Genomic DNA, 12,177 nt, shown 5'->3' on the forward strand with positions numbered 1-12,177 from the left:
TGGTGTCGGCCTTAGGCGTAATAGGTTGCACGTTGGTTTTAGCTTTGGCGTCGGCCTTAGGCGTAACAGGTTGCATGGTGTTTTTAGCTTTAGCATCGGCTTTATGCGTTGCAGGCTGACCGGTGCTTTTAGCTTTGGCATCGACCTTAGGCGTTACAGCCTGCACGCTGCTTTTTGTCTTATCTTGCCGTATATCGGGCACTGCTTGAATATGGCTTCTTTTTTTGTCCGGTTCATTCTTACTACGAGCAATACCTTTTGTTTCTTCGAAAGGGTAAAGCTCCTGAGCCGCTTCTATACTCGCCGCTTCCTTCAGGTGATGAGGATGCTTCCCATGCGAACGGTCCTCGTGATCGGCTAATTGCTTGGTGAAGCCCCTCAAGAAAATAATGCCTATGACAACAGCAGTCATGATAAAGATAAAAGCTGTAATTAACATTCCCTTCATTTCCCCTTCGTATTCGACGTTCTCTAAAAAAGAGGGTTACGTCGCAACGCAACCCGCATAAGTGCAGAAGAAATGATTAATGAGTTTGGGTCATATTGAAGCTGCTTTGATTGAAGCTTTGTTGATTCATTTGCTGTTGATTCTGTTGGTTTTGTTGATTCTGCTGATTCATTTGATTCGCTTGCTGCTGAGATTGTTGGATCAGCTGCTGCATTTGGCTCAGCATTTGGAACGATTGAACGGTTTGGTTCGCTTGGTTCAACGTTTGGTTGGCTTGCTGAATGGATTGTTGAAGCTGTTGAATGGCTTGCTTTTGCTGGCTTTGCACTTGTTGGTTGAATTGGTTCATTTGGTTGACAAGTTGGCCAATCTGCTGCTGATTTTGATTGGAGCTCGTCGAAGCGGTGCTTTGGGAAGAAGGGTTTTGAACTTGGGTTAAAATCTTTTGGATCTGGTTAAGCTGGTTTTCCAACGGGGTCAGCTCACTAGCCACTTCAGCCTTCACCTTATCCGCGATTTGTTCTTGAGTTACGGCTTCTTTTTTGGTAGTCATTCGAAATCAGGCCTCCTTAGGAATGAGTGTTGTTCAAAGAACACAACCGTATTGTGTCTTTGTCCGGAACTCTCTATCCCCACGGGAGGTCTTGTTTATAATGGGAAACGTCGTACCAAATCAAAAAAAAGGGCCTGTCCGAGGGTCTAAGCAAACCTTACGGACAGCGCCCTTTGCGCGCCTCTTAATTCGTATCGTTCGACCACTTCAGCACATCGAACAATTTGAACACCAAGCTGAGCAGAATCGCCACAACCGTGGCAAGGGCCATGCCCTTCAGCTCAAGATGCCCCCACTTGAACGCAGCCCCGCTTAAACCGACGACCAGCACAACCGTAGTCAGAATCAGGTTCGCAGGCTTGGAATAGTCGACCTTCGTCTCGACCAGCATGCGGATGCCGGATGCGGCAATGACGCCGAACAGCAGCAGCGAAACGCCACCCATTACCGCGACGGGAATGGTTTGGATGAGCGCTGACAGCTTGCCGACGAAGGAAAGGACGATCGCCATGATAGCCGCCAGACCGACGATCCAGACGGAATAGACGCGGCTGATCGCCATGACGCCGATATTCTCCCCATACGTCGTATTGGGGGTGGAGCCTACCGCCGCGGAGATCACGGTGGAGACGCCATTGCCGAGCAAAGACCGGCTGAGTCCCGGGTCCTTGGACAGATCTTTGCCGACAATATTGCCGGTCACAATCAGGTGGCCGATATGCTCAGCGATGACCACCAGCGCGGCAGGGGCGATAATGGCGATGCTTGTCCAATCCCAAGCCGGCGTATAGAAGGTAGGCAGCGTCAGCCAGTTGGCCGCGCCGACCGCCTCTTGTACATGCACAAGCCCGAGTATGCTGGACAGCACATAGCCGACAACGATGGCGATCAAGATCGGAATGATTTTGAAAATTCCGCGGAACAGCACCGACCCAAGCACACCAACCAGCATAGTGATCACGGAGACCGTCACGGTCGTGGCATCCGGAGACCACCCGGCGGGCGCTCCGTCCGGAGCGATGAAGCCGGCCATCTTGGCGGCCGTCGGAACGAGCTCGAGCCCGATCACCGCGACGATTGCCCCCATGGAAGCCGGAGGAAACACGACGTCGATCCAGGCGGTTCCCGCATAGCGGATCAGCAGAGCGACGACGGTGAAGATGACGCCAACCACCAGGAAGCCGCCGAGCGCGGCGTTATACCCTTTCTCCGCCAGGACGACGAACACGGGCGAAAGAAAGGCGAAGCTGGAGCCGAGGTAAGCGGGAATTTTCCCCTTGGTAATGAAGAGGTACAGCAAGGTCCCGATGCCGTTCATCAACAGGATCGTGGCCGGGTCGACCTTGAACAGGATGGGCACAAGCACCGTGGATCCGAACATGGCGAACAGATGCTGCAAGCCTAGCGGCAAGCTCTTCCAGAAGGGCGGTCTCTCATGAACTTGGATGATTCGCGACATTGAAGTTCCCCTTTTGCTCGTTTGAATTATTGTTATCTACCGTATTATAGTGCATGCAAAGAGGCATGAAAAGACGAATTTGCACGATCGCGGCGTTGAGGAGAGATAGGCATATTGACCGGATGGTCAGCATATAATACAATGTTACTAACCAATTGGTCAGCAACATGGAAAGGAAGTGAAGCATCTGCCTTTACTGCTGTACGAACGGGAAAAAATCCTCGAGGCCTGTTTGTCTGTTTTTGCGCGCTATGGGTTCAAAAACACTTCGACGGAGATGCTGGCGGAGGCGGCCGGTATTTCCAAGGCATTGATCTTTCATCATTTCACCAGCAAAAAGAAGCTGTATCTCGGCTTGCTGGAGCATTGCTTCGAGAAGGTTAGGACGGCGATGCGATTTGACGCCGTTTCGGAGCATGCCGATTTTTTTGAAGCGATCGACAGACTTGGACGCATCAAGCTCGACTACTTTCGCAAGCATCCCGATGAATTGAAGCTGGTATACGGAGCTTTTTATTCGCCGCCGGATGAATTGAGACAGGAGATCGAGGAAAAGTACGGCCAAGCGATTGCCGAGAGGAATCGAGTGTTGGAGCAGTTATTTGAAGCCGTTCCCCTTCGGAACGGGGTAGACCGAAAGCAGGCGTTCGAGCTGATTATGATCACATCGAAGCATTTCGAAAATAAGTTCTCAGCGGCCTACACGGGTATCGGTATGATGGATGACGAGGCTTCTGAACGTCTGTTCGATGAGATGAACCGGTTTTTCAGCATGATCCGGCATGGAATTGCAGAGTAAAGGAAAGGGGTAAGTGATATGGAAAAAATCACTGGCGGCGATTTTGCCTCACCCGAGACGATGCGTGAATTCATTGCGTTCTATAAGCGGCTTGCCGGGCAGCAAGAGCCTCTCTACCGTCTTGATGACTTTTTCGGGATGGGAGCGGCATGGGTCGCTTTCCGTCATGACGATGTCGTTGCGATCCTCAAGGACCCTCGTTTTGTCAAAGATATCCGGAACCTCGCTCCACCGCAGGATCAACGGGAATCCGTTCAGGAGAACGCGTCCCTGAACAAATTCATGGAATGGACGAAGCAGATGCCGAATATGCTGACGGTCGATCCGCCGGATCATACCCGCTTGCGCAGGCTGGCCTCCAAAGCCTTCACTCCTCAAACGATCGAGAGCCTGCGGCCCCGTATCCAGCAGATTGCCGACGAGCTGCTGGATGCTGTGCAGGAGCGGGGGAGGATGGACCTGATTACGGATTTTGCCTATCCGCTCCCTATGACCGTCATTTCCGAGATGCTGGGTATTCCCGCTGCCGATCGGAACCCATTCCGCGAATGGACCCGTGAGCTCTTGAGCGCTTCCTTGGATCCGAATCAAGCGGATGACGTTGGCGCAGCTCTCGATAAGTTTGTTGAATATATCAAAACGTTGCTGGCCGAAAAGCGCGTGCATCCCGACAACGACATAACGAGCGGCCTGGTTCAAGCTTACGATGAAGGAGATCAATTAAGCGAGAACGAGCTTATTTCGACCATTTGGCTGCTCATTGTCGCCGGGCACGAAACGACGGTAAATCTGATCGGCAACGGCATCTTGGCTTTGCTGCAGCATCCCGAGCAAATGGGCTTACTCCGCAGCGATCCGTCCCTGCTCCCCTCCGCCGTCGAGGAGCTGCTGCGCTATGCGGGACCCGTCATCATCGGCAGCCGTTTTGCCGCAGAGGATCTCACGCTGCACGGCAAGAAAATCCGCGAAGGAGAGATGGTTCTGGTCTCGCTGGCGGGCGCCAATCTGGATCCGCATCGGTTCTCCAATCCCGAGGCATTGGATATCACGCGGGAAGAGAACGAGCATCTTGCCTTCGGCAAGGGCATCCATCTCTGCTTGGGAGCTCCGCTGGCACGGCTGGAGGGCCAGATCGCTTTTGGCACGCTGCTGCGGCGTCTGCCCCATCTGCGCTTGGCGGTCGCGCCGGAGCAATTGACGTATAACCGCAGCACATTGCGCTCTCTTACGAGCCTGCCGGTGCTGTTCTAGCCTTTTTGATGCTGGGCGGTGTGCCCGTCTGAAGTGGGGATGCCCCCAAATTTCATTCGGCAGGCCTATTGCCGCAAGCCTTTCCAACCGCTAACCTGTATTTAGGTTCTGCAAATTATGGAAGGGGGCATCTACACATTGTTAGAAGTAAGAAAAAATAAAGCATCAATCTTGGTCATAAGCTTGGTCATGCTGGCAGCCGCGCTGCTGCTCTTTACACCGTCAGTTGAGGGGGCAGAGAGCAAGCGTATTGAGGTATATACGGATAAACAGCCGGTCGAGTTTTCCATCGACCCGCTGCTCGAGAACGGTACGACCTTGGTGCAGCTTCGTCCGCTGTTCGAGTCGCTTGGCATTGAGATTTCCTGGAATGCGGATACCCAAACGGTGAGCGGCAAGAAAGAGGGGCAGACCTTCTCGTTAACGCTCAACAGCCAGACAGCCCAAGTCAATGGCGAAACGGTGACGTTAACTAGTCCGGGAAGGTTGGTTGACGGGCATACGTTGGTGCCGCTGCGTTTTGTCGGGGAAGCGACAGGGGCAGTCGTCGGCTGGAACAGTGAGCAGCAGACGATCAGCATTTATAGCGAAGAGTTCACCAAGATTTCCGGGCTTTCCAAGGCTGCGGCGCAAGAAGAAGCGAATAAAGGCGTTCCGGCGGTTGCCCAAGGTGCGCTTAGAGGTTTTTATGCAAATTGGCAGATGGATTTGTCGGGGATTAGACAATGCTCCTCGCTGTGCTGGGATTATTATTATTTCATCAACGATAATCAGGTGGCAACCGGCCTTCCTGATGGCGGACTCGATGCGCTTGATTGCACCAAAGATAAATGTCTGACCTATGAAATCAAAGGAAACCAGCTTGTCCTAGGCAATGGCAAAACGTACTCTTTCAAGGTCAACTCCGATGCCGAACTGGAAATTAACGGAGATAAATATACCAAATATTTACCGGCCAGCCGGATGAAGCTTGAAGGCAAATATGTATCTACCAGCTATTCGGCCAGCCCGGTCGGAAGCGGAATGGCAAGCTCCCTTACGTATACTTTCAATAAAGACGGTACTTTTTTCGATAACAAGTTCACAGGTTATACGACCGACGGTTCGGCTAGCGGTGATAATTCCGGTGTTTCGACAACGACCCGTTCGGAGTCGAAAGCATCGGGAACCTATACGATCATCAATTATACCCTGCTGCTCAAGTATCACGATGGAACAACCAAGCAGTATATGTTTTTCTTGCCCGAACAGCCCAGCGATAAAATGCTGCGCATTGGCGGCCGTGATTTCCTGCTTGAAAAAGCGGACGGAACGAATAACAGTTCCGGCTCCCAGACCAAAGAGCAGCAGCCTTATCAGGATCTTCTGACGACAGAAAACATGGCCCAAAAGCAAGTGCTCTTCCTGGCAGCCCAAGAAAAGCAAGCAACTGGAAAAAATAAAAATTACACTGCAAGGTTATCAATGGGCCAAGCTGACTATCGATCCGGCGCATATCAATTCATTCCAAGGGTTTGGCGATAAAGGGATCATCGCTTTGACAGCCAAATACCGCATTGATAACGAGTCGGCACAAACCATTAATGTCAACAGTATGAAAGAAACGCTTGAGCTGCCCGGTTCTACCGCCAACATAAAGGCTACAACCGCGCTGGCACCCAAAGTAAAGGATGAGTTGAAGCCGGGGGAAAGCGTGGAGAAGATGGTCGTCATTTTGCTGTCGACGGAAACGTTTGAAAGCTATAAAGATTTCGAGCTTGGATTCGGTCCGCTAAACAATCTTGAGGGCAAAGATGTGTTTAATGACGAATGGATCGGATTCAACGTTTGGAAAGATCTGTAATCGTCTAAAACCGGGGCGCGGGGGTTTGAAAGGCCGGAGATCTCTTATTCAAGGGATTCCCGGCCTTTATTGTGTATTTAACTGGCTTGAAGCTGACGCCACATCGTCACCATATCGATCCAACCGCGGTGCTCGGCAATTTTGCCATCGACGACACGATATTGGCGGTACAGCGTGACATCAATGGAGTTGCCCGTAGGGGCAGTTCCGAAAAACATCCCGGTATGTGTGCCTTTCACGGTCATTCGGACAAGGACCTTCTCCCCTTGGGCGATCATCTCTTCCACGGTGTAGCGCTTATCGGGAAAAGCCTCAAGTATTTTGCCGGCAAATTGCTTTAGCCCTTCTTTGGATTGATAAGCGAGCTCTTGATAATCGTCCGATAAAAACCGGTCCGTACATTCCAGATCGCTTTCATTCCAAAACGCCTCGATAAACGCAGTGACGGTTTCCGTATTTCTCTGCTCCAACGTTTTCATCCTCATGCATCTCCTTCATTTTGTTTTAATTGGCTTGCAACTGGGGCAACAGCGTTCCGGTATCGAACCACCCGCGATGCTCGGCAATCCGGTCGTCGACGACGCGAAATTCACGGAACTGCGTAATCTTCACCGATCGGCCCTCCTGCGCGGTATTCCCTTTCCGTACCGCCTGTGGTCGTTGCGACCATAAACTCTTTGCCTTTCAGATGGTCGCCTCCGGGCCCAAAAGCCCAGCCGAACGTCAATACATCGTCGAACCATTTTTTTAAAAGCGGCGGGCAGCTGTACCAATAAAAGGGGAACTGGAATACAATCCGGTCATACTGAAGCAGCAACCGTTGCTCTCGCTCCACATCGATCTGCCAGTTCGGGTACTCCTGATACAAATCGCGGATATCGACGTTGGCATGCTTTTTCAGTTCAAGCGTCAATGCGCGGTTGGTACGGGATTGATTCAGATTGGGGTGGGCGACAATAACCATGATGTTCATGACGATCATCCTTCCTCGGTTTTAGTAAGGCATCGCGAATTACCTCCTCATTATTGGGGACAATTTCATTTTTGCAAAGTACGCTCTTTTTTCGTACTAGGTCCTGTAAAACGTACCATAGACGCCGCCCGGGTTCCGGAAGCAGCGGCTGCACACAAATAAAGAAGGAGTAAAAATCGCACGGATTTTTACTCCTTCTTTTACCAAATTAATGCTGATTCTTCACGACTTCTTGGCCGCGTACGTTCCAAGTGAAGGCAAAGATCACGGCTGCAATCGCGCAAGAAGCGACTAACAGAATAAACCCTGCATTCCACCCGGAGGCGTGAACGATGACCCCCATTAAAGCGTTCGCCGTTACCGTACCTCCCAGGTAACCGAACAAACCGGTCAGTCCCGCTGCCGTCCCGGCGGCTTTCTTCGGAACGAAGTCCAGCGCCTGCAGACCCACCAACATAACTGGACCGTAAATCAGGAAGCCGATCGCGATTAAGCATAGCATGTCGACCGTCGGATTGCCGGCCGGGTTAAACCAGTAAACCAGAACGGCGATCAATACGCCGATCATAAATACGACGCCCGCCGGGCCGCGGCGGCCTTTGAACACTTTATCCGAGATCCAGCCGCAGAGCAGCGTACCCGGGATTCCTGCCCATTCGTATAAGAAGTAAGCCCAACTGGACTTGTTCATGTTGAAGCCTTTTTCTTCGCTCAGATACGTCGGCGCCCAGTCCAATACGCCGTACCGGACGAAATAAACGAAGATGTTCGCAAAGGCAATTGCCCAAACCCACTTATTGTTCAGAACATACTTGAAAAGAATTTCTTTTGTCGATAATTCGGTTTCGAACGTTTTTTTCGTAGCGCTCGGATAATCGTTGCGATATTCCTCAATCGACGGCAAGCCGGCCGATTGCGGCGTATCACGGATTAAAAAGTAAGAAACAACGGCGAAAACAATGGCAACCAAAGCCGGTAAAATAAAGACGCCTTCATACCCCGATTTGGAGAAGCCGGACATTCCTGCGAAAATCGAAACCCCTGCCACCGCAAGCGGCGCCATGACGCCTCCGCCGACGTTGTGGGCAACGTTCCAAATGGCGGTTTTATTCCCGCGTTCATTCAAGCTGAACCAGTGAACGAGGACGCGTCCGGACGGCGGCCATCCCATCCCTTGGAACCATCCGTTTAAGAAGAGCATAACAAACATGATGGTAACGGACGAGGTGAAGAAGGGAGAAGCCCCCATCAGCAAACTAACGATGGCCGAAAGGATTAACCCGGCGGGCAAAAAGATTCTGGCATTGCTTCGGTCGGAAATGGTTGCCATCACAAATTTACTAATCCCGTAGGAAATCGAAATGGCCGATAACGCAAAGCCGAGCTCCGCTTTGGAGAATCCTTGGGCGGTTAAGTAGGGCATCGCCATCGAGAAGTTTTTACGAAGCAAGTAGTACGCTGCGTACCCAATGAAGATGCCGAGAAAAACTTGAAGTCTGAGCTTCTTATACTCAGAATCGATTTTGTTGTCTGGCAATCTGTCGATCGGCGGAGCAGGTTTGAAGAAGTTAAGCATCGGTGTCCTCCTTGATGTAAGTATTAACAAAAGCAACCATGAAAAAACTCATACTTTAATAACACTTTCTTTAACGAAAGTGCCATCAAGTATGAGTCTCAGAGTCTCCATCATAGTTTTTACTTGTTATAGTCAGTATTTTAGTACCCCATGTAAACGTTGTCAATAATTTTTTTTATCAGATGTGCTTGAGACTGGAGAAGCGGCGGAGCGGGTTGGAAGAAATGAGGCCCGCCTAGCGGACTAGAACTGACGCGGGCCTTTTGATCTAAGGACGGTTTAACGGGGCTCCACAGGCAAGGTAAACTGGGGCTCGGGGATGTACACTTTTGTGATATTATTATCTTCCCATCTTCCGATAACGTCTGCAGGCGGCGTTCAAATGTAAATCAATTTTATCGCGTCATCTTCTAATAGGTTTAGGCCGAAGGTGTTTGCAAATAGGAACAGACTATGACAGTATAAGTCTAATACGAACGAATGGAGAATTGAATGATGTCTAATTTGCCAAGTTGCCCGAAATGTAATTCAGCCTACACTTACGAGGACGGAAGCCTTCTGATTTGCCCGGAATGTGCCCATGAGTGGGAGTTAGAAGCAGAGACGGAAAATCGCGAAGACCACAAAATTGTCAAAGACGCCAATGGAAATATTTTGAGCGACGGCGATACGGTAACGGTCATCAAGGACCTGAAAGTAAAAGGAAGCTCGTCGGTCTTGAAAATGGGAACAAAAGTTAAAAATATCCGTTTGGTTGACGGAGATCACGATATTGATTGCAAAATCGATGGTTTTGGAGCGATGAAATTAAAATCCGAGTTTGTGAAAAAGATCTAGTTTTTCCGCAGTTAAGAAGAAGATTGCCCCTGCTGGCCCGCTTGGCCAGACGGCTGGCGATCTTTTTTACGTTACGGCCGCTCGCAGGGAAGAGCGGAAGTAGCGTGGCCCGTGGTATGCGTTTCGCTGTACCTTACTTGGATTGGCGCGCATAAACTGTAAAACCGCAATTGTTTTCGACACTTTGGCAAGGGAAGGACAGCTGATCCCCATGGTAACCATAGTTGATGCCAAGACGGAAGATCAGGCGTTTCTGTATGAACTGTACCGCAGTACGCGAATCGAAGAAGTGTCCGCCTGGGGCTGGGAGGAAGGGGAGCTCGACGCGTTTCTGCGCCATGGAGTGGAGCGGGAATTGATGAAGAATAGGGGGAATTCAAGTGGCAGAACCATTTCTGGGCGAAATCCGGTTGTTTGCATTTAACTTTGCACCGGAAGGATGGGCGTTTTGTGACGGTCAATTGCTGCCGATCAACCAAAACCAACCCTTATTTTCCCTGTTAGGAACTACGTACGGGGGGAACGGGACCACCACCTTTGCCCTTCCCGACTTGCGAGGCAGAGTGGCGATCCATCGGTCAGCGGACTTCACGCAGGGCCAGACCGGAGGCGAGGTATCGCATACACTGACGATTCCCGAACTGCCGAGCCATACGCATCAAGCGATAGGGAGCTCGGATGCCGCCAACAGCGTTCTTCCTGTCAATAGCACGTGGGCGCTCGCCGATAGTCTGACGTATAACCAATCCGGGAACTCGCAGATGAGCCCGGCCGCCATCAGTTCGGTCGGCGGCAATCAGCCGCACAATAATATGCAGCCTTTTCTTGTGCTGAATTACTGCATTGCCTTGAGAGGGATATTCCCGCCCCGTCCTTGAATCTGGAATCTGTGTTAAATAGGCTTCTTAATAGTCACTTGACCACTTCTTGTCTGCTTGTGGCGCATACACTGGTCAAATAGCGGGAGGAGGTAGGGTCATGTCGGGATGTAAATGTAAATTAGTGGATCGAAAAAAGAGCGTGCATCGAAGAAAGGTTGTGCTTCGAGGGAGATGCCTGGGCAGTGCTAAGAAAAAAAGCCCGAAATGCAAAAGATTCAAATTCAAAGTGATTAGACAGCGATGCTTCTTGGTACGTCGGGGTTTGCGAGGACCGAGAGGCTTCAAAGGTAAGCAAGGGCTTCAAGGTCTACAAGGACCGCAGGGACCACAGGGGCCGCAAGGAATACAAGGAGCACAAGGAGTACAGGGAGCGCAAGGTCCGGTTGGCCCGCAGGGAGCCGATGGTGCGCTTGGCGTTTATGGGGACGGCTCGGCGGGCGAGCTCATTGTCGTTAGCGGACAGGTGTTGGATCTGAGCACCCCCGGAGGTCTTGCCGGATTGCCTGCCGGGCTGAACCTGCAATTCTCCAGAATCGAAATTGCAGGCTCGCTCATTGTTCCAAGCGGCATCGTGCTGCAATCCACGGGCGATATTACCATCACAGGGATCGTAAATGTCCTGACAGGCTCCGCAGACTCGGGCAACGGGACCCCGAATCCCGGCGTATCGGTTGCGGAAGCAGGACCGTATAACGGCGGAATCGGACTCCATACGCTCCAGGCTTCGCAGGTGATTCCGAAGGCCGCGGCCGGAGGTGCGGGAAGTCGGGTGCTGCTGGGCGGCGGTGGCGAGGGCGGCGGCGGTCTGGTCCTGCTCGCCAAAGGACAGGTTCTTATCGGAGGCGGGGCTGTAGTGGCCGCAAACGGCAGCAACGGCACGAACCCTCAACTTGCCGGAAGAGGCATTGTCGGAAGCGGTGGAGGCGCAGGCGGGGTCATTGTCATCGCTGCCAAAGGCGGGTTGACCATCGCAGGGACGGTTACCGCAAACGGCGGTAACGGAGCAGACGGTTGGAATGGAAACGGCGGAGATGGTGAAGGAGGCGGCGGAGGCGGCAGCGGCGGGATTATCCACCTGATTACCTCAAGTTCACCCACCATAACGGGAACGCTGCAGCTCAATAGCGGTACGGGTGGAGTTAACGCGCCTGGAGTTACCGGTATCCTTGCCGTTGGCGGAGGCGGAGGGGCTTGCGGCGGCAACGGCGGCAATGGCGGAGGAACCCCTGTTACCGGGCAGCCCGCGGTTGCGTCTCAACCGGGTCAGGCCGGTCAATTGCTGCAAACGATAGCGCCCGAGCCTGAAAATCTATTTATCGTTAAGGCTGAGAAGACTCCCTCTTCGATAAGGGGGAGATGAATCAGCATATCTTGTATACGAATACGAACATATGTGCTATAATTGCATAAAATCACCAAAAGAGGTAAATGGTCGCATGTTGCATCATAAAGCTTTTCGCTTTCGCATCTACCCTACAGAAGAGCAAACGACGCTGATCCAACAGATGTTTGGATGCGCTCGCTTTGTCTTTAACCATTTCCTTGCGAGGTGGAACG

The 12,177-nt window shown here is 51.7% G+C and carries 15 protein-coding genes and 1 pseudogene; 9 read left to right on the top strand and 7 right to left on the bottom strand.

Annotated elements, in window-relative coordinates; genetic code table 11:
• The 3 genes from QJ48_RS22730 to uraA all read right to left on the bottom strand — a co-directional run.
• A partial coding sequence (locus QJ48_RS22730; RefSeq protein ID WP_054975768.1) for a hypothetical protein occupies positions 1-439 on the bottom strand: 439 nt, incomplete at its 3' end.
• 85 nt (positions 440-524) lie between these two features.
• Positions 525-1,001 carry a hypothetical protein gene (locus QJ48_RS38930; RefSeq protein ID WP_054975769.1) on the bottom strand — a complete coding sequence of 159 codons (477 nt, stop codon included), beginning with the start codon at positions 999-1,001 and terminating at the stop codon, positions 525-527.
• Between the two features lie 184 nt (positions 1,002-1,185).
• Positions 1,186-2,460: a uracil permease gene (uraA, locus tag QJ48_RS22740; protein ID WP_054975770.1), complete on the bottom strand. Its 1,275-nt coding sequence runs from the start codon at positions 2,458-2,460 to the stop codon at positions 1,186-1,188.
• A 178-nt stretch (positions 2,461-2,638) separates the two neighbouring features.
• On the opposite strand from uraA, the gene QJ48_RS22745 reads away from it, so the two are divergent.
• The 4 genes from QJ48_RS22745 to QJ48_RS22760 all read left to right on the top strand — a co-directional run bounded on the left by QJ48_RS22745 (position 2,639) and on the right by QJ48_RS22760 (position 6,353).
• Positions 2,639-3,259: a TetR/AcrR family transcriptional regulator gene (locus QJ48_RS22745; protein WP_272948150.1), complete on the top strand. Its 621-nt coding sequence runs from the start codon at positions 2,639-2,641 to the stop codon at positions 3,257-3,259.
• 18 nt (positions 3,260-3,277) lie between these two features.
• Positions 3,278-4,510, top strand: a complete 1,233-nt coding sequence (locus QJ48_RS22750; protein ID WP_054975771.1) for a cytochrome P450 — start codon at positions 3,278-3,280, stop codon at positions 4,508-4,510.
• Positions 4,511-4,627: 117 nt separating this feature from the next.
• The gene (locus QJ48_RS22755) at positions 4,628-6,034 is read left to right on the top strand and encodes a copper amine oxidase N-terminal domain-containing protein (protein ID WP_082420640.1); all 1,407 of its coding nucleotides are present in this window, start codon (positions 4,628-4,630) and stop codon (positions 6,032-6,034) included.
• A gap of 13 nt (positions 6,035-6,047) precedes the next feature.
• Positions 6,048-6,353: a hypothetical protein gene (locus QJ48_RS22760; protein WP_054975773.1), complete on the top strand. Its 306-nt coding sequence runs from the start codon at positions 6,048-6,050 to the stop codon at positions 6,351-6,353.
• A 77-nt stretch (positions 6,354-6,430) separates the two neighbouring features.
• Here QJ48_RS22760 and QJ48_RS22765 read toward each other — a convergent pair whose 3' ends face one another.
• The 4 genes and pseudogenes from QJ48_RS22765 to glpT all read right to left on the bottom strand — a co-directional run bounded on the left by QJ48_RS22765 (position 6,431) and on the right by glpT (position 8,902).
• Positions 6,431-6,832 (bottom strand): ester cyclase, encoded by a 402-nt coding sequence (locus tag QJ48_RS22765; protein ID WP_054975774.1) that lies wholly within the window; start codon positions 6,830-6,832, stop codon positions 6,431-6,433.
• 25 nt (positions 6,833-6,857) lie between these two features.
• Positions 6,858-6,965: an ester cyclase gene (locus tag QJ48_RS37040; RefSeq protein WP_237763032.1), complete on the bottom strand. Its 108-nt coding sequence runs from the start codon at positions 6,963-6,965 to the stop codon at positions 6,858-6,860.
• 7 nt (positions 6,966-6,972) lie between these two features.
• Positions 6,973-7,326: pseudogene (locus QJ48_RS22770) on the bottom strand (NAD(P)H-dependent oxidoreductase); the annotation flags it as partial.
• 208 nt (positions 7,327-7,534) lie between these two features.
• Entirely contained in the window at positions 7,535-8,902 is a 1,368-nt protein-coding gene (glpT, locus tag QJ48_RS22775) for a glycerol-3-phosphate transporter (protein WP_054975775.1), read from the bottom strand.
• Between the two features lie 495 nt (positions 8,903-9,397).
• On the opposite strand from glpT, the gene QJ48_RS22780 reads away from it, so the two are divergent.
• The 5 genes from QJ48_RS22780 to QJ48_RS36195 all read left to right on the top strand — a co-directional run.
• Positions 9,398-9,739, top strand: a complete 342-nt coding sequence (locus QJ48_RS22780; RefSeq protein ID WP_054975776.1) for a zinc ribbon domain-containing protein YjdM — start codon at positions 9,398-9,400, stop codon at positions 9,737-9,739.
• Between the two features lie 211 nt (positions 9,740-9,950).
• Positions 9,951-10,163 (top strand): hypothetical protein, encoded by a 213-nt coding sequence (locus QJ48_RS37045; protein WP_157261725.1) that lies wholly within the window; start codon positions 9,951-9,953, stop codon positions 10,161-10,163.
• A complete protein-coding gene (locus tag QJ48_RS22785) occupies positions 10,120-10,617 on the top strand; it encodes a phage tail protein (RefSeq protein WP_054975777.1) in 498 nt (165 codons plus the stop codon). Before QJ48_RS37045 ends, QJ48_RS22785 begins: the two co-directional genes overlap by 44 nt.
• 265 nt (positions 10,618-10,882) lie before the next feature.
• Positions 10,883-11,980 (top strand): hypothetical protein, encoded by a 1,098-nt coding sequence (locus tag QJ48_RS38360; RefSeq protein WP_157261726.1) that lies wholly within the window; start codon positions 10,883-10,885, stop codon positions 11,978-11,980.
• A 76-nt stretch (positions 11,981-12,056) separates the two neighbouring features.
• Positions 12,057-12,177: helix-turn-helix domain-containing protein (locus QJ48_RS36195; protein ID WP_157261727.1), on the top strand; the 121-nt coding region annotated here is incomplete at its 3' end.

The sequence above is a fragment of the Paenibacillus sp. A3 genome, from assembly GCF_001399685.1.
Lineage (GTDB): Bacteria > Bacillota > Bacilli > Paenibacillales > NBRC-103111 > Paenibacillus_G.